Here is a 16,843-nt window from a genome sequence, read left to right on the forward strand (position 1 = left end):
AGGAGACGATACAATGACAAACAAAGATTTTTATTCTGCTATTGAAAATAGACGTTCTTATTATGGAATCAGCAGTGAAGCGGTAGTATCTAATGAAAGAATTCAAGAAGTGATTAATCATGCGGTAAAGCATACCCCTTCATCATTTAATTCACAATCAGCAAGAGTGGTTGTGTTAACTGGTGAAAATCATACAAAACTATGGAATATTACAACAGAAACATTAAGAAAAATTGTTCCGGCTGAAAACTTTGGTTCTACACAAGACAAGATGAATGCTTTCGGTAGTGGATATGGAACAGTATTATTCTTTGAAGATAATACTGTAATCGAATCATTACAGAAGCAATTCCCATTATATGCAGAGAATTTCCCAGTTTGGTCACAACAATCAAACGGAATGCTTCAACATGTAATTTGGACTTCATTAGAGCTTGAAGGCTTTGGCGCATCATTGCAACATTATAATCCACTTATTGATGATGAAGTGAAAAAAGAGTGGAACATTCCAAGTGGATGGAAGCTAATTGCTCAAATGCCATTTGGTAAACCAACTGCACCAGCAGGTGACAAAGAATTCGCACCATTAGAAGATCGTGTGAAATTTTATAACTAATAGATAAGGAGCATACCTAACGGCTATGCTCCTTTATTTGTGAATTTTATAGTATCCACAATATAATCCACAAATCTGGATATATGCTTCAATTTTGGAAACTATTATCCACAATAGAAAGTTAATAATCCTCAAATAAACGAATAAATTATATCAATTAGGTGATATAATCCACAAAATAGAAGATCTCATCCACAAAACTGGAATAGTAGATCTTAATTTCAAATATATATCCACAAAAACAAGACCAATTAATTTTTAAAAATTGATTATCCACAAAAATTTATTACAAAAAAGAATGGACCATAATCACAAGTTTCAATTATCCACAAACTTGAAATTATCGTCCACAAATTAATGTAAATCCAGCTTATTTTGCAAATGGAACAGGTTGATAAAAATAATTTGGTTTTTTAATCTCATTTTTATACGGCTTATGAAAAATATGAGTAGTTGCAGGTGATAGAGGTGGTATGAGCCATACCCAATTTCCAGTGGGGGTTCTTCCCGCATCAACTTCATTCTCTTCAAATCGTTTAAACTGCTTTGCTGCTGTATGATGGTCCACAATACTGACACCGTCTTCTTTATATGAATGCAGTACAGCAGTATTCAATTCAAGTAATGCCCGGTCTTTCCAAAGAGAGGTATTGCTTCGCTTATTCAGACCCATTAGATCACTAATTTTGGGGAGCATATTATATCTAGATTCATCTGCAAGGTTACGCGCACCAATTTCTGTTCCCATATACCAGCCATTGAATGGGGCGGCAGAATATGTGATGCCACCAATTTCAAGACGCATACTAGAAATGATAGGAACGCCATACCATTTTAATCCTAAGTCCTCAAACCACTCTAGCTCCGGATGGCGAATAGGAACCTCAAGAATCAATTCGCTAGGAATATCAAACCATTTTGGGGAATGATGATCGATTTGAATGACTAAAGGTAATACGTCAAAAGGAGTGTGCTTACCCTCCCAACCTAAATCTTGACAAGCTTTAGTAAATGCGAGGGAATCTGGATCCCCGATTATGCCATCATCTGTTTCGTAACCTGCATAACGAATTAATTGATGATTCCAGATTCGGACAGAATGATGTTTTGTTTTCTGGTGGAAAATCGTAATCGTTGGACGAATTCGCCCCTTATTAGTTGCATACTCAATATGTTCAAGTAAAGCAGCATATATCGCTTTCTCTGTAGTTAGATGTCTTTGGTCGATGACCTGTAAATTTTCCCAAAATAGTCTGCCGATGCAATGATTACTGTTCCGCCATGCCACTTTTGCACCGTAGTCTAATTCATCATATGTATGATAATAATGCCCGCTTTCTTGAATCTCCCGTTGGATTTCATTCAGTCTTTGTTCGAGTTGATCGTCCGTTTTATTCGTTTCTTTGTAGTATGTACGAATAAATTCTTCTGCTTCTGTAAGAATATCTATGTTCAAAGTGGATCCTCCTATGATCAATCCTATTGTTTTCATCATAGAAAATCCGAATCGACAAAACAAGGGAGAATCCAAGATAGATATGATGATTTTATGTCAGAATCTCCATTCAGCTTTTATTATCTTCGTTAATCTCTTCGGCCAATGTACTTGCCACCATAATTTTTGATCACCATTCACATAGTTTCTAATTAAATCCCGTAATACATATGGTTGTAAATTTACTTTCTCTAATTCCTCTATACCACACCAAAAAAAGAGAGGTGGGGTTCACAAGATGGTGGATTAATATCAAGGGAAAGTTCACTACTTTTGACTTCAAATAGTTGATTAATTTCACAATGGAGTATTCCTTTTTTCTCCCACTTATGCTCGATTAATCCAAGAAAATGATCTGGTGTGCAATCAATACCCATTTCCTCTTGAATTTCCCTTTTTAAAGTTTCTTTGGCACTTTCTCCAAATTCGATATGACCACCAGGGAGGAAGGTGTTTGTATCCCCTTTGCTTGAGCAAGTAGTATTTTATTCTCATGGATAAAAACGGCTCGCGCTAAATGATGAAATGGATTTTGCATCGAAAAACCTCCTTAATTGTACTCTTCCATCCGGCGATTCTTCTTTCCGTGATAAAAGTCATGAAGATCCATAATTGCCTCCTTATCTAACTCGCCAATCATTTTCGTTAATTCAATTCCAAAGTCAACAAAGGCATGCCCTTGCGCAGTAAGAATATGTCCATGAACGACAAAGGGCTGGTAACGAAAATTCTCTTCTTGAAATCCTCCTAAAAACTCTCGTTGCTCCTTTGTTAAAGTTACCGTGTAAGGGATATCCTGCAAGACCTTTGATTTTGCTAGAACATATACACCACTGCAAATCGCAGCAATAATTTTACCTTGTTCAGCAAAGTTAGCAACCCAGCGAAACAATTCATGTGCTTCTGCTATAGGCTTTAAATCACCACTTGGTATGATGAGAACGTCGTAATCCGCTCCATCAATCTCTTTTAGAGTCATATCAGGATGTACATTTAGCCCTGCTTCAGACCGATACGCATGATTAGCTAAGGCAATTGTATGTAAGTCATGAGTGCTTCTTAACATTGAAATAGCTGTGCTAATTTCAAACTCACAGAATCCCTCGAAAATAAATAGTAATGCTTTTCTTTTCATTCGATCACCCCTTTATATATTTCGGTGAAGAGGGGAGAATTCCTTTTTAGAAGGGATGGTAAAAAGGGAATAGGCATAAAAAAAGAGATCTAACTCAATTATAGATCTCTAATAAGAAGAACAATTATGTATCTTTAACTTAAAGAGGTTTATCGCTCACAGGCAATTAAATCCTTATCACGGTCTAAACGTGTATTCTTATTGTAGAGCTCCTTTGAAACAAAAGGAGTATAGCGAGTTTTTCCTCCTTTGTTTTTGACTGATGCAGATTGAGCGACACCACCGCGATATACCTTATTTAACTCTGTGCAGTTTTTATAAGAAATGATTTGCGTCTTAGCTTTAGATGTATCTGATAAACCAAAGGCAAAAATTAAAATACATGCAAGAGCTAGAGAAACTAGTTTTTTCATGATTAAATCACCCCCTTATACAGATAAATATAATGAAAAGATAGAGGGGAAATCAAGTGTATTCAGAAAATTTGATAAAGTTGAGGGGTTCAAACAAGTCAACATCGTTGTATGTTGACTTGGTGTTACTATTTAAGTAATTTGGTTACCGGGAACACGTGAAATCCGCCAACCGGGTAACCAATCCCGCCGAAAGGTGACCGAGTCCGGGTGAAATCGCGGAACAGGGTAATCAACCACGCCCGAAGGTGACCGAGTCCAGGTGAAATCCCCAATAGGGTAACCAAACACGCCGAAAGGTAACCGAGTGCACGTGAAATCGCGCAATCGGGTAACCAATCAGGTCCAAAGGTGACCGAGTCCGGGTGAAATCCGCCAATAGGGTAACCAATCAAGCTCAAAGGTGACCGAATCCGGGTGAAATCCCCAAAAGGGTAAAACAAACACGCCGAAAGGTAACCGAGTCCGGGTGAAATCCGCCAACCGGGTAACCAATCAGGCCCAAAGGTGACCGAGTCGACTCGAAATCCAGCAACCGGGTAACCAATCCCGCCGAAAGGTGACCGAGTCCATGTGAAATCCGCCAAACCGGGAGTCAAGTCCTTAAAATTGTGTAAAAGTGTCTACAATGAATTTCGACATACTCAAAATAATGTTAAGTGGAATACACTTATTTCGAATTTACATTGAGGGGCGGGCATGAGAGCCTGGAGGGCAAGCCGGGGGTTGTTAAACTCCTGGCTTCCTGGCTTTACATCATGCCCGCGGAGGCTCAATGTCAATTCGAAATTTGGCCATACATCATACCTAAAACAACTGATCTTCTAATTTCTTTGGTATGGAGCATTCCCTACCTTTATTTTTTTGTTTGCTTGTTCTTCAGCAATATCCATTAAAAGTGCCCCGATTAATCTAAACGCTGACTGTGTATTAGGAAAAATCCTTATAACTTGTTCTCTTCTCCTAACCTCTTGATTTAATCGTTCCAATGAATTTGTACAGTGAATATAAAGGTGATATTTCGAAGGTTCATTTAAGTATTGAATGGCATCTTCGAAACCAACTTCCAATGTCTCTATTGCCTTTTCTAGTTTTGGATTTTCTCCAAAACTCTTTAAAAATTCCTCTTTGAATCCTCTGGCATCCTCAACTGTTACAGCTTCAAATATTCTCTTTAATCCTAGTTTCACCCCATCCATGTCTTTTTTTGGCAATTGACTAAAGATGTTGCGTTTAAAATGTACCGTGCATCGTTGCCAAGTAGTCCCCACAAATTCTTCGGCAATGGCTTTTTTTAGGCCCTTATGTGCGTCAGATATGATTAGTTTAGGGGATTGCAGACCACGAGATTGTAAGTACTGAAAAAATCTTTGCCAAGCATCATAGCTTTCAACGTGATCTACTTTTAAACCTAGGATTTCTCGACCATTATTTTCATTAATGGCAGTCGCAATATACACTGCCTTAGATACAACACGGTTATGTTCCCTTACTTTGATATACATGGCATCTGCAAAAATGTAGGGATAATACATTGTATTTAGGGGCCTATTTGCCCAGGTGTTAACAACGGGATCCAACTTTTCTGTCAGAGAAGAAACAAAAGACTTTGAAACGCTCTCTCCACATAATTGTTCAACAATATTTTTGACCTTCCGAGTAGATACTCCATTTACAACCATCTCAAGCATGGAAAGGACAAAAGCTTGGTCACACCGGGAATATCTTTCAAAAACGGATGGGGAAAATTCCCCATTACGTGTACGAGGTACCTTCAAGGTTACTTTACCAATATTCAAAAGGAGACCACGTTCATAGTAGCCATTCCGAGAGTCCTTTCGGTCAGATGTACGTTCGTAAGCCCCAGCTTGTAAATAATTATCACGTTCTTTTTCCATCACCGTATTTAACACTAGAACTACAGAGGCTTTCATAACTGCGCCTAAATCAGAATTCATTACAGCGTCTTTTAAATCTTCAATATTTAGGTTAAACTGAATTTGAGTCAAAATAATTTCCTCCTCATTGTTTTCGTCGCTGTTAACATTGTAGACAAGAGGAATTATTTTGACTCCTTTTCTTTTTACACAATTATACGGACTTAATCCAACCGGGTAACCAATCCCGCCGAAAGGTGACCGAGTCCATGTGAAATCCGCCAACCGGGTAACCAATCATGCCGAAAGGTGACCGAGTGCACGTGAAAACGCGCAACCGGGTAACCAAACACGCCGAAAGGTGACCGAGTGCACGTGAAATCGCGGAACAGGGTAATCAACCACGCCCGAAAGTGACCGAGTCCAGGTGAAATCCCCAATAGGGTAACCAAACACGCCGAAAGGTAACCGAGTCTGGGTGAAAACGCGCAACCGGGTAACCAATCATGCCGAAAGGTGACCGAGTGCACGTGAAAACGCGCAACCGGGTAACCAATCATGCCAAAAGGTGACCGAGTGCACGTGAAATCGCGGAACAGGGTAATCAACCACGCCCGAAAGTGACCGAGTCCAGGTGAAATCCCCAATAGGGTAACCAAACACGCCGAAAGGTAACCGAGTCCGGGTGAAATCGCGCAACCGGGTAACCAATCCCGCCGAAAGGTGACCGAGTGCGGGTGAAATCGCGCAACCGGGTAACCAATCAAGCTCAAAGGTGACCGAGTCCGGGTGAAATCGCGCAACCGGGTAACCAATCCCGCCGAAAGGTGACCGAGTGCGGGTGAAAACGCGCAACCGGGTAACCAATCAGACCCAAAGGTGACCGAGTCCGGGTGAAATCCGCCAACCGGGTAACCAATCAAGCTCAAAGGTGACCGAGTCCGGGTGAAATCGCGCAACCGGGTAACCAATCCCGCCGAAAGGTGACCGAGTCCATGTGAAATCGCGCAACCGGGTAACCAATCATGCCGAAAGGTGACCGAGTGCACGTGAAATCGCGCAATAGGGTAACCAATCATGTCCAAAGGTGACCGAGTCCGGGTGAAATCCGCCAACCGGGTAACCAATCAAGCTCAAAGGTGACCGAGTCCGGGTGAAATCGCGCAACCGGGTAACCAATCCCGCCGAAAGGTGACCGAGTGCGGATGAAATCGCGCAACCGGGTAACCAATCCCGCCGAAAGGTGACCGAGTGCGGATGAAATCGCGCAACCGGGTAACCAATCCCGCCGAAAGGTGACCGAATCCACTCGAAATCCGCCAACCGGGTCATTAACCCCGCGCTTTGGTTACCTCTTACTAATTAAAACTTTACCCCTAAATAACAACAATTGAGAAAAGAGCCTATATGTATAACGATCTGCAGTGTTAATTAATAAAATCCCTCGTTCTAGTACCTGCCTTGATCCGAATATCGATGGAGCTGATTTCCTGGCTAAAGCTATCATATTTCAAATGAGTAATATCAATATCCTTTTCAATTTTGATATTTGTCCGTTGATTTCCTTTTACCAGGACATCAAAGGGTCCAGCTTCTTTTAAAAGAGTTAAACCATTAGGGTAATCGCTAATTTCATGATTATAAAATTGGATTGTAAAAGGGACAGTATCATTGCTGTGGTTTTCAAAAATCAATTGACATTGGGCCTGCATGGTGTGCTTATTTTTTGTTTGGAAATGACATTGACTCAACTGTTGATCATAAGCAATAGCATAAATTCCACTGGAAAAATGTTTTTGCACGAAGTCAGTAACTGTGGGTGGGATATTTGCGATTATAATGGTTGTAAGAATGATCAATCGGTAACGGAACTTTTTTAGTGAGATCCCGAGAAGGATTAAACCTAAAAGAACCAAAAGGAATAAAACATTGGTAACATAATAGGTTTTTGCAGGGGTATACCAATTTCGGATAATTGTTTCACCTAAAGAGTAAGAGTTAGGATATGGCAGTATGAGTACAACATATAAACCCAGTAGGAAAAGAGAGAGAGAAAATAGTCTTCTATTTTTTATCATTACATCCACCTTGTTAAATGTTTGATTTTTCTGTATTATACAGTCATTATCTTCCAGTGTAAATCCTGTTTAAGTCCGTACAAAAGTAGTTCTTTTCACTCTTTCCTGGTAATAAGCTTTAAATAGGGATAAAAAGTGAAAGGAATGATTGCATGCAATTTTACTATAGAAATCAAATGCCATTACGCGTGCTTGATGAGTGCGAGTTTTGGAAGCAGCAAGAAGAAGAGCATACAGTCGTCATCCGGGAGCTTGTGAAAGATTTAGAGACTGAGTTTTTTGATGCACTTTTTGAATGGGAAACCGCGTTTCGTGAGGCACATGGTCGGGTGGTACGTTTTATTGAAACAACCATCCGCACAACGGGTACATTTACTTATGAATTATATCGGGAACTAACAAAACTCGTATCTTTTTGTTTGGAGCAAAGTGTGCAATTCATTGCTTTTTGTAATCAACTGATTCAGGAAAGTGAACCAATCGTCAACAATCCAACGGCAAAAGTAGTTATGAAGCACATTATTGATGAATCGGAGTATTTTGTAGGCATCGCCCAGGCAGTTTTATATAGTAAGTCCATATAGAGACCTAGAAGGGTCTCTTTTTTGTCCAAAACGTTTTTCTTAAGTATTATTCATACAGAATCGTACATAGTAAAAATGGGAACATCTAAATAAAGGAGATAGACTATGGTAGGACTTATTACTGCAATTATTATTTTTAATTTTATTGCATTTAAAGTAGCAGCAAAAAAACTATCAACTAATCGAATTGTGCACATTATCGCATTTACCCTCGTATTGCAAACAATTTTCGATCTATATATTGAATTTAAATACCATGGGTATTGGTATTTTACCAAGGGGATTGAGTATTCAGGATTGCTTGCTCATCTCCTTGTAGTTCCGCCTGTAAATGTATTGTTTATAAAATGGTATCCACATCATGCGAAATGGTGGAAAGTATTTCTATATTATCTAGTATGGGAAATTGGAACTTTAGGATATGAATTTTTAGCTCTTCTCCCAGAGCCATGGGGATATTTTCATTATGGCTGGTGGAATATCGGATATTCCATTATTCTCAATCCGATCTTATTGATCCTATTATATTTATATTACAAGTGGATAGTAAAAATAGAAAAAAGTGCATGTAATCATTATGAAAGAGGCTTATTATGAAGAAAAACTCACTGATATATGCGATCTTAACATTTCTACATCTTGTATTAGTGATTATTACCTTTGTGAAAAAATGGGATAAAAAACCTTGGATTCTGCTCTTTTCAAGCATTGGACAAGCCTATGTTTTCGAATATTTCGTACTTAATATATTGAAGAGTTATAAGTATTATCCAAAGGTTTTTAGCAATAAATGGCAAGATACGATTTTAGGGGCGATTATCTCTCAAGCATTTACAGTCCCGATTATGGCAACAGCCCTTGCTTTGTTTCAAAAAAAATGGACATGGAGTCTCGGAGCAACATTTTTATATGCTGGAATTGAATGGTTATTTATCCGATTAGGCTTATTCAAGAAAAACTGGTGGAAGACAATCTACACGCTTATATCTTTACCTTTTTTCTTTTGGGTTGTAAAAAAGTGGTCACTACTTCTTGAGGGAAAACCAGAAAAATGGACAGCGCGAATAACTGTTCTTCTAATCTTCTGGGTGAATTATTTGAATACAAATTTCGTATTAGTGGCTATCTCAAAAAAGTTTTTAATCCGAATAAAATGGAGCAAAAAGTACTATCAGCATTTTATCATTGCACCAGCATATTTTATGATCCAGTCTGTGATTGCTTATGTTGCATTGCTAACTAAAAAATGGGCACTAGGACTAGGAACCCTCCACCTAATGGATCAATTATTATATCGTCTCAACTGGATAAAAGCCAAAAGATGGACTGTTTATTGTATGATCCCACTCCATTTAGCAAACCTGTTATTAGTAAAATTATTTAAAAAACAAATGGAGTCAGGCCAAGAAGGCACCTGACTCCATTTGTTAATATGGTATCAGTAAACATGATAGGATGTTTGACTGGATGTGATTTCTGCGCAGATCAGTCCAAAATAAGTTGGAACCTCATAGGAATAAAGGTGAATATTGCGGGCTTCCTTTGGAATAGCACCTGCTAAAATGAGTGTTTGCCAAATTCCATCGGGTTTGGCGGCATCAATATATTCTTGATCAAACTCGGCCATTTTTTCGAGCTCATTGGAGCGAATAAATCCAACAACCTCTTCATCAAGTAGTGCTGCAGCGGGGTCAAAGCCGTATGGACCACGCTCATCATGGGCATGTGCCCAGTCGCAGCTTGCAATTAGAGCGACACGTTTGTTCGATTTTTGGACTACCTGATTCATCATTTGGCCAAGCTTAATATGTGTTTCAAATGATAAGTCTCTTGATGGATTGATAACAACAATTGGTACATCTGGCATAAAAGATAAAGGAACAATTGCACCCCAATCGAGTGGCAAGCAGGAAATGGGGCCAGCGGCTGTTCCGTAATTAATAGAGGCAATAGGAATGTTGTGCTCCTTTGCTTCTTTTGTAATGGCAAGTGCTAGATCACGATCGACATACCGTTCAAGCTCGTAAAATCCATCATTCTCTTCAACAAATCCATACATTTTTTCACTATTAGATACTGAAAAATACCCATCAATTCTTGTGCCATGAGGTGTAAGAACAATAATCGTGTCTGGCTTAGCATCATGCATTTTATGACCGAGCTTCATCATACTATCTCTTGTTAGCCTCATTCTTTCTGGTTTCGTACCACCTAATTCAGGTATGATTTCACCACCATGAGGGGCAATACAAGCAAACACAAAAGGATTCATCCTCATCACTCTTTCAGTAACATATTTTACAAATCTATTCGACAACATTAGCCGAGACTCCTTTAAATAGTAGGGAAAAATCAATTTGATGTTAAAGGGAGTTCCATAAAGAATGTGGTTCCTCTTCCTAACATGCTTTCTACGTGGATTTTCCCATCATGCAATTCGATAATCTTTTTCGTAATAGCCAGTCCTAAACCACTACTTCCTTCTTTTCGAATCCGCGATTTATCTGCTTTATAAAAGCGTTGAAAAATATGTGGAAGATCCTCTTTTGAAATGCCAATTCCTGTATCCGATATCTCGATATAACATTTTTCATTATCTGAACGGATATTTATTGAAATCGTACCTCCGGTTTCGCTAAATTTAATACTATTTGTAATCAGATTCGTCCAAGCCTGTTGAAGCAGCTTCTGATCGGCATGAATAAAAACAGATGGAAGTTCCATATCAATGGCTATGTCTTTTTCTCTCCAGCTCCATTCTGTCATAAACAGCACCTGCTTGATTTGTTGGGAAAGATCGAACCTATCCTTTTCAACAATTCCTTCCTCTTTATCTAAAGATGCAAGGGTAAGTAACTGTTTACTTAATTGTGATAAACGACGACTTTCATCCTCGATGATTGAAAGATAGTGCTTTCTCTTTTCCTCCGTAATAGTTTCTAGTTGTAATGTTTGTGAGAAACCCTGAATCGAGGCAAGGGGTGATTGAATTTCATGCGATACATTAGAAACAAACTCCTGGCGCATGGCTTCCAGCTGCTCCAAGCTCTTGGTCATTAAGGAAAAATGACTTGCAAGCTGTCCGATTTCATCGCGCCGATGCACTTGTAATTGAATATTATAATTTCCTTTTGCAATCTTCTTGGTGGCCTCTGTTAATTTACTGATTGGCTTTACAATATATCTAGTGCTAATCACGACAAAAATCACACTAAGTAGAATAGTAAAAGTTAGTAAAATGGCAAAAAAGATCCGCATTTCTCCAAACTGGACTTCAAGATTTGGGCGAATAAAAAGGGCATGAGGAGCTCCGTCAACGATTACAGGAACCCCAATTGTATTCTTTAAGACATTATCAAAAAAACCCGTCACGAACAGTTTAGAAGGAAATTGATTGATTCCATGATATGTTTTACCACTAACTACATCCTGAATAATATTTTGATCCAATTCTTTTTTTCGAAAATCACCACCATAGAAGGTCCCATTTCCATCAGAAGCGACTAAATACATTTGATATCCTAACTGGCTGATATGGGACAAATATTGGTTTATATCTATACTGGAATGGTTCTGATAATAGGATTGAATATCCTTAGCCATTCTCGTTACCTTTTCATCATTATGAGGCTTTAAATAAAAATGATAGTAAGCATTGGAGAGGAAAAAGGAAAGTAGACTGCTGAATATCATCACAACGATTGTCGTGACGACGATTCGTAAATAAAGTGTTTTCACTGCTTGGCGACCTCCAGTTTATATCCGACACCACGTACCGTTTTAATACTAAAGTCATTCATATGATTCTTAAAGCGTTCTCGTAGCCGTTTAATATGAACATCTACTGTCCGCTCATCCCCTTCAAAATCATGTCCCCATATAAGCTGAATTAATTCGTCGCGTGTAAATATTCGGTCAGGATAACTTGCGAGTTGTGCCAATAACTCAAATTCCTTCATCGGCAACATCAGCTGTTTTTTGTTGCAATGCACTTCATAGCTTTTACGATCAATAACAATATTATTTAGTGTGATTTTTTCGGAATTCACCATTTGAAATCGACGTAATAATGCTTTCATACGAAACAGCAATTCCTTTGGCTCAAACGGTTTGGTTAAATAATCATCTGTACCAACTGAAAAACCCTTTTCTTTATCCTCTAGTTGATCCTTCGCTGTTAGTAGAATAACAGGGAAATCATAGTATTTCCTAATCTCTTCAGTTAACTGCCATCCATCTTTATGGGGCATCATCACGTCAACTACCGCTAAGTGAATCTGTTGTTTAGTGAGTAATTGTGATGCCTCATTTCCGTCCGTTGCTTCAAAAACAAAGTATCCTTCCGATTGCAGCGTATGTCTTAAAAGCTCGCGAATATGAGAATCATCATCCACAATTAAAATATTTAACATTTACTAAGCACCTACCAGTGTATGTATTCAATAGTTTCATTTTGGCTGATTGTTGTCAGGATATCAAATGAAAAAAACATAAAAATAGGTCAGACCCCACAACACAATTGTGTGGAGTCTGACCCCAATTAGACTACCTATTAGCTGACTTCTTGCTTATCTTCGGTTTTCTTTTCAACCCAGTAATCTGCATTCTTGATGCCAAGTGGCTCAGGATCGAAAACTGGATCTTTTCCTTCTCGTTTTTGCCGTTCATAATCCTTCAAGGCGACGAGAGCAGGCTTCATTAGGATCAATATGGCGATAATGTTTAGCCATACCATAATTCCTAGTCCTGTATCACCAAACGCCCATGCCACTTCAGATGTTTTGACACAGCCATAGAACACTGCTGCCATACTAACAATTTTAATGGCTAAAATAGCCCAACGATTATTTTTTCCACGCGTTAGATAAGCAACATTTGTTTCTGACATATAGTAATAGGCCATAATAGTTGTAAAGGCAAAAAAGAATAAAGAAATAGCGACAAATCCAGAACCAAATCCCGGTAATACACTTTCTACAGCGGCCTGTGTGTATTGTGGACCAGGATCAGCTGTTCCCATTTTATTAGCAAGATAGGTTCCATCAGGAGCCTTTGTACTATACATACCAGTAAATAGAATCATAAATGCAGTTGCTGAACAAACAAACCAAGTATCAATATAGACAGAAAATGCTTGCACAAGACCTTGCTTGGCAGGGTGAGAAACTTCGGCAGCACCTGCAGCATGGGCACCTGTTCCTTGTCCCGCTTCATTTGAGTAGATTCCTCGTTTAACGCCCCAGGAAATCGCAGAACCAATTATTCCCCCAAATGTAGCTTCAGCACCGAACGCACTTTTAAAAATAAGAGCAAATACCGCAGGAATTTCTGAAAAGTTCATAAGAATAATAATTAATGCCACAATAATATAACCGAGAGCCATGAAAGGAACGACAAATTGAGCAACACCCGCAATCCTTTTGACTCCACCAAAAATGATAATTCCGAGTAATACAGCAATAATCGTTGCCGTTAGAATTTTATTCATCCCGAATGCATTATTAAGTCCTTCAGCAATCGCGTTGGCTTGTACACCAGGCATTAGAAAGGTTAATGAAATAATAGTTGCAACAGCAAATACGATTCCATACCATCTCATACCAGTCCCTTTTTCAATATAATAGGCTGGTCCTCCACGATACTCACCATCTTGTTTTACCTTATAGATTTGAGCAAGAGTAGATTCAACATAAGCTGTAGCAGCGCCAACAAAGGCAATCAGCCACATCCAAAAAACGGCACCAGGTCCTCCTAACCCTATAGCGGTAGCAACACCGGCAATATTTCCGGTACCGACACGCCCAGATAAAGCCACAGATAAAGCCTGGAATGATGAAATTCCTGCATCCGAGCTTTTTCCTTTAAACATTTGCCTTAACATATCTGGAATTAGCCGCAATTGTAAAAAACGGGTCGCAAATGAAAAAAACAACCCAACTACAATACAAATAATAATTAACGGCGGACTCCAAAGTACTTCATTTAACCATCCGACAAATTTATCCATCCTCATCCCCCTTGAGTATTTTTAGAGGAGTAATTCCCCATGACATAAATTATATGGGAATTGAATAAATAGAACAATCTAAAAATTGAAAGTATTCAATATATTGCAGGTTAAAAATTGGAATGCGGCTAGAAAAGGATAATGGGGAAACTAATTTTGAAAAATTGATCTAGCAAAGGAGGTACTTTGATGAAGGCTGTAACTTATCAAGGAATTAAAGATGTAAAGGTGAAGGATGTTCCGGAACCGACTATTCATAAAGACGATGACATCATTGTCAAGATTACAAGTACAGCAATTTGTGGTTCCGATCTTCATCTAGTTCATGGGATGATGCCCAATATGCCACATAATTTTATTATCGGTCATGAACCAATGGGGATTGTAGAAGAGGTAGGACCGGCTGTAAACAAACTCAAAAAAGGGGACAGGGTAATTGTTCCTTTTAATATCTCCTGTGGGCAGTGTTGGTTTTGTCAGCATGATTTAGAAAGTCAGTGTGATCAATCAAACCCACATGGTGAAGCAGGAGGGTACTTCGGATATTCAGATACTTTTGGGGGCTACCCAGGAGGTCAAGCAGAATATCTTAGGGTACCATTTGGAAACTTTACTCCTTTCCTCGTTCCTGAAGATTGCGAGCTTGAGGATGAAAAAATTTTATTCCTGTCCGATATTATCCCTACGGCCTATTGGGGAGTGGACTCGGCAGGTGTCAAAGAAGGAGATACGGTTATCGTTTTAGGGTGTGGTCCTGTTGGACTGTTAACTCAGAAGTTTGCTTGGATGAAAGGAGCAAAAAGAGTCATAGCCGTCGACTACATTCACTATCGCTTGGAGCATGCTAAGAAAACAAATCATGTAGAAATAGTTGATTTTAGTAAAATAGAGAACACAGGTGATTATTTAAAGGAGTTAACAAAAGGAGGAGCCGATGTCGTTATTGACTGTGTTGGCCTGGACGGAAAAAAGACAGTTCTTGAGGCAATTGGATCCGCATTAAAGCTACAAGGGGGAGCGATGGGGGCAATTGTTATGGCATCGCAATGTGTAAGAAAAGGTGGAACTGTTCAATTAGTAGGGGTATATGGGACACGTTATAACCAATTCCCATTAGGTGATTTTTTTGCAAGAAATATTACTTTAAAAATGGGACAGGCACCCGTTATTCACTACATCCCAGAGCTATATCAACATATTACTAAAGGAACATTTGATCCAACGGACATCATCACCCATCGATTACCACTCGATCAAGCAGAATATGGCTACTCTGTCTTTGACGAAAAAGAAGACAATTGTATTAAAGTAGTACTTAAACCCTAACACGAGATGAAGGCAGGTTGCTAGTGTAAAAGCCTAACTGCCGGCTTTTACACCTAGCCGCTCTTCTCTCGTTGAAATCAAATGCTTGGGAAAAGAACCTTGTGTCAGACACTGAATCATTTAACTTCGATGGCAAATGCATAGAAGGCATCACCATGTGATAAATTCTTATCTTTTTTATCCATCCACCATACTCCATAGGAATAATAATAAATTCCTTTTTGAGTAGGTGCGGTAAATTGATTGTTTTTAACCGGAATTTCCAGCTCCGCGTTCTTATTGATTTGTACAACATGAAATTGATTAGGCTGTGGATTATAATCCATTACAAATTGTATGGTTTCCCCAGGTTTGGTGTGTATGGGTTTTTGATCTTTTAGAAGCTCTACAGGACCTGCTGTATCCACACAAACTCCTTTATTGTTTGAAGACCAACAATATGTCCCCAATTTCGTCTTGTAGTTTTTTTCTCCTATATGAATCGAGGCACTTGGTGGCTGTGCATCCTTATGTTTTGATTCTTCACTCGAGCATCCTGCTAAACTAAATAACAATATTAAAAGTAGACCCATTCTCATCATCATCTGTGTTTTTTATCCCCCTTTACAAATTCAGACGTTCTTTCACCGGAAGAAGTTACAGTGAATCTGTCGCGTTTTTACAATACAGTTTTGTTTAAATGATTTAAATTTTTAAGTATGAACAAACTGTAAGGGGGATAAAAGGAATGTATCATACAATTGATGAATTTATTTTAGAATGGAAAGCAGAATCAGCAGCTACAAGCCACTTATTGGATGTGCTAACGGATGAGTCATTGCAGCAGTCCATAACACCAGGACACCGTACATTAGGACAGATTGCTTGGCATCTAGTCTGGGTTATTGGAAGTTTGTCAAGCGCTGAGCTTCAATTCGAAAAACCGGATGGGGAAGAAAGAGCACCCTCGTCTGCAAAAAAAATCGCAGATGAATATAAGAAGGTATCACAGGCATTGGTCGATGCAGTGGAAACACAATGGAAGGATGTTGACTTGCAAAGTTCCCAGGAAGTCAATGGGGAGGAATGGTCTAAGGCGAAATCATTGCATCTGTTGGTGCAGCATGAAGTCCATCATCGCGGACAGCTGACCGTGCTCATGCGTCAAGCGGGATTACGACCGCCTGGCATATATGGTCCCACATTTGATGATTGGAAGGATAAAGGACAAACTCCATATATTTAAATGGATTTATTAGCACTATTAAGAGGAAAAGTGTACGTGATTCAAAGCTAGCTACCAACCTACACAAATTGAGTGTTCCCGCTACGA

The 16,843-nt window shown here is 39.1% G+C and carries 17 protein-coding genes; 6 read left to right on the forward strand and 11 right to left on the reverse strand.

Annotated elements, in window-relative coordinates:
- Positions 1-13 precede the first annotated feature (13 nt).
- The gene (locus MHI39_RS03455) at positions 14-616 is read left to right on the forward strand and encodes a nitroreductase family protein (RefSeq protein ID WP_071975023.1); all 603 of its coding nucleotides are present in this window, start codon (positions 14-16) and stop codon (positions 614-616) included.
- A gap of 370 nt (positions 617-986) precedes the next feature.
- Here MHI39_RS03455 and MHI39_RS03460 read toward each other — a convergent pair whose 3' ends face one another.
- The 6 genes from MHI39_RS03460 to MHI39_RS03485 all read right to left on the reverse strand — a co-directional run bounded on the left by MHI39_RS03460 (position 987) and on the right by MHI39_RS03485 (position 7,614).
- On the reverse strand, positions 987-2,072 hold the full coding sequence (locus tag MHI39_RS03460) for a nitric oxide synthase oxygenase (RefSeq protein ID WP_342540682.1): 1,086 nt from the start codon (positions 2,070-2,072) through the stop codon (positions 987-989).
- A 436-nt stretch (positions 2,073-2,508) separates the two neighbouring features.
- Positions 2,509-2,649: a hypothetical protein gene (locus MHI39_RS03465; RefSeq protein WP_259548834.1), complete on the reverse strand. Its 141-nt coding sequence runs from the start codon at positions 2,647-2,649 to the stop codon at positions 2,509-2,511.
- A 12-nt stretch (positions 2,650-2,661) separates the two neighbouring features.
- A complete protein-coding gene (locus tag MHI39_RS03470) occupies positions 2,662-3,246 on the reverse strand; it encodes a DJ-1/PfpI family protein (RefSeq protein ID WP_259548835.1) in 585 nt (194 codons plus the stop codon).
- Positions 3,247-3,395: 149 nt separating this feature from the next.
- On the reverse strand, positions 3,396-3,659 hold the full coding sequence (locus MHI39_RS03475) for an excalibur calcium-binding domain-containing protein (protein ID WP_058005211.1): 264 nt from the start codon (positions 3,657-3,659) through the stop codon (positions 3,396-3,398).
- Between the two features lie 824 nt (positions 3,660-4,483).
- Positions 4,484-5,668 carry an IS256 family transposase gene (locus tag MHI39_RS03480; protein ID WP_071975458.1) on the reverse strand — a complete coding sequence of 395 codons (1,185 nt, stop codon included), beginning with the start codon at positions 5,666-5,668 and terminating at the stop codon, positions 4,484-4,486.
- 1,295 nt (positions 5,669-6,963) lie between these two features.
- Positions 6,964-7,614 (reverse strand): hypothetical protein, encoded by a 651-nt coding sequence (locus MHI39_RS03485; RefSeq protein ID WP_342540683.1) that lies wholly within the window; start codon positions 7,612-7,614, stop codon positions 6,964-6,966.
- A gap of 152 nt (positions 7,615-7,766) precedes the next feature.
- Between MHI39_RS03485 and MHI39_RS03490 the strand changes: the two genes are divergently transcribed.
- From MHI39_RS03490 to MHI39_RS03500, 3 genes are all read left to right on the forward strand, one after another.
- On the forward strand, positions 7,767-8,198 hold the full coding sequence (locus MHI39_RS03490; protein ID WP_058005209.1) for a DUF2935 domain-containing protein: 432 nt from the start codon (positions 7,767-7,769) through the stop codon (positions 8,196-8,198).
- Between the two features lie 105 nt (positions 8,199-8,303).
- Complete coding sequence (locus MHI39_RS03495) at positions 8,304-8,795, forward strand: CBO0543 family protein (RefSeq protein ID WP_212945406.1); 492 nt, start codon at positions 8,304-8,306, stop codon at positions 8,793-8,795.
- Entirely contained in the window at positions 8,792-9,616 is an 825-nt protein-coding gene (locus MHI39_RS03500) for a hypothetical protein (protein ID WP_058005207.1), read from the forward strand. The genes MHI39_RS03495 and MHI39_RS03500 overlap by 4 nt, the downstream gene beginning before the upstream one ends.
- A 20-nt stretch (positions 9,617-9,636) precedes the next feature.
- On the opposite strand, the gene MHI39_RS03505 is transcribed toward MHI39_RS03500, so the two are convergent.
- From MHI39_RS03505 to MHI39_RS03520, 4 genes are all read right to left on the reverse strand, one after another.
- Positions 9,637-10,518, reverse strand: coding sequence for an extradiol ring-cleavage dioxygenase (locus MHI39_RS03505; protein WP_235813371.1), 882 nt, complete (start codon positions 10,516-10,518; stop codon positions 9,637-9,639).
- Positions 10,519-10,550: 32 nt separating this feature from the next.
- Positions 10,551-11,936 carry a HAMP domain-containing sensor histidine kinase gene (locus tag MHI39_RS03510; protein ID WP_342540684.1) on the reverse strand — a complete coding sequence of 462 codons (1,386 nt, stop codon included), beginning with the start codon at positions 11,934-11,936 and terminating at the stop codon, positions 10,551-10,553.
- Positions 11,933-12,610 carry a response regulator transcription factor gene (locus MHI39_RS03515; protein WP_216384392.1) on the reverse strand — a complete coding sequence of 226 codons (678 nt, stop codon included), beginning with the start codon at positions 12,608-12,610 and terminating at the stop codon, positions 11,933-11,935. Before MHI39_RS03515 ends, MHI39_RS03510 begins: the two co-directional genes overlap by 4 nt.
- A gap of 140 nt (positions 12,611-12,750) precedes the next feature.
- Complete coding sequence (locus tag MHI39_RS03520; RefSeq protein WP_342540685.1) at positions 12,751-14,205, reverse strand: alanine/glycine:cation symporter family protein; 1,455 nt, start codon at positions 14,203-14,205, stop codon at positions 12,751-12,753.
- A 189-nt stretch (positions 14,206-14,394) separates the two neighbouring features.
- On the opposite strand from MHI39_RS03520, the gene MHI39_RS03525 reads away from it, so the two are divergent.
- A complete protein-coding gene (locus MHI39_RS03525; protein WP_058005203.1) occupies positions 14,395-15,531 on the forward strand; it encodes a zinc-dependent alcohol dehydrogenase in 1,137 nt (378 codons plus the stop codon).
- Between the two features lie 116 nt (positions 15,532-15,647).
- On the opposite strand, the gene MHI39_RS03530 is transcribed toward MHI39_RS03525, so the two are convergent.
- Complete coding sequence (locus MHI39_RS03530; RefSeq protein ID WP_235813370.1) at positions 15,648-16,115, reverse strand: hypothetical protein; 468 nt, start codon at positions 16,113-16,115, stop codon at positions 15,648-15,650.
- Positions 16,116-16,258: 143 nt separating this feature from the next.
- Here MHI39_RS03530 and MHI39_RS03535 point away from each other — a divergent pair, with 143 nt between their 5' ends.
- Positions 16,259-16,756 (forward strand): DinB family protein, encoded by a 498-nt coding sequence (locus MHI39_RS03535; RefSeq protein ID WP_058005202.1) that lies wholly within the window; start codon positions 16,259-16,261, stop codon positions 16,754-16,756.
- Positions 16,757-16,843 lie beyond the last annotated feature (87 nt).

Source organism: Heyndrickxia sp. FSL K6-6286 (assembly GCF_038630395.1).
GTDB lineage: Bacteria > Bacillota > Bacilli > Bacillales > Bacillaceae_C > Heyndrickxia > Heyndrickxia oleronia.

Excerpts from the sequence above, each read along its gene's own strand:
- MHI39_RS03455 (WP_071975023.1), top strand. The coding sequence starts at position 14 with ATGACAAACAAAGATTTTTATTCTGCTATTGAAAATAGACGTTCTTAT.
- MHI39_RS03465 (WP_259548834.1), bottom strand. The coding sequence starts at position 2,649 with ATGCAAAATCCATTTCATCATTTAGCGCGAGCCGTTTTTATCCATGAG.
- MHI39_RS03470 (WP_259548835.1), bottom strand. The coding sequence starts at position 3,246 with ATGAAAAGAAAAGCATTACTATTTATTTTCGAGGGATTCTGTGAGTTT.
- MHI39_RS03475 (WP_058005211.1), bottom strand. The coding sequence starts at position 3,659 with ATGAAAAAACTAGTTTCTCTAGCTCTTGCATGTATTTTAATTTTTGCC.
- MHI39_RS03485 (WP_342540683.1), bottom strand. The coding sequence starts at position 7,614 with ATGATAAAAAATAGAAGACTATTTTCTCTCTCTCTTTTCCTACTGGGT.
- MHI39_RS03490 (WP_058005209.1), top strand. The coding sequence starts at position 7,767 with ATGCAATTTTACTATAGAAATCAAATGCCATTACGCGTGCTTGATGAG.
- MHI39_RS03495 (WP_212945406.1), top strand. The coding sequence starts at position 8,304 with ATGGTAGGACTTATTACTGCAATTATTATTTTTAATTTTATTGCATTT.
- MHI39_RS03500 (WP_058005207.1), top strand. The coding sequence starts at position 8,792 with ATGAAGAAAAACTCACTGATATATGCGATCTTAACATTTCTACATCTT.
- MHI39_RS03505 (WP_235813371.1), bottom strand. The coding sequence starts at position 10,518 with ATGTTGTCGAATAGATTTGTAAAATATGTTACTGAAAGAGTGATGAGG.
- MHI39_RS03515 (WP_216384392.1), bottom strand. The coding sequence starts at position 12,610 with ATGTTAAATATTTTAATTGTGGATGATGATTCTCATATTCGCGAGCTT.
- MHI39_RS03520 (WP_342540685.1), bottom strand. The coding sequence starts at position 14,205 with ATGGATAAATTTGTCGGATGGTTAAATGAAGTACTTTGGAGTCCGCCG.
- MHI39_RS03525 (WP_058005203.1), top strand. The coding sequence starts at position 14,395 with ATGAAGGCTGTAACTTATCAAGGAATTAAAGATGTAAAGGTGAAGGAT.
- MHI39_RS03530 (WP_235813370.1), bottom strand. The coding sequence starts at position 16,115 with ATGATGATGAGAATGGGTCTACTTTTAATATTGTTATTTAGTTTAGCA.
- MHI39_RS03535 (WP_058005202.1), top strand. The coding sequence starts at position 16,259 with ATGTATCATACAATTGATGAATTTATTTTAGAATGGAAAGCAGAATCA.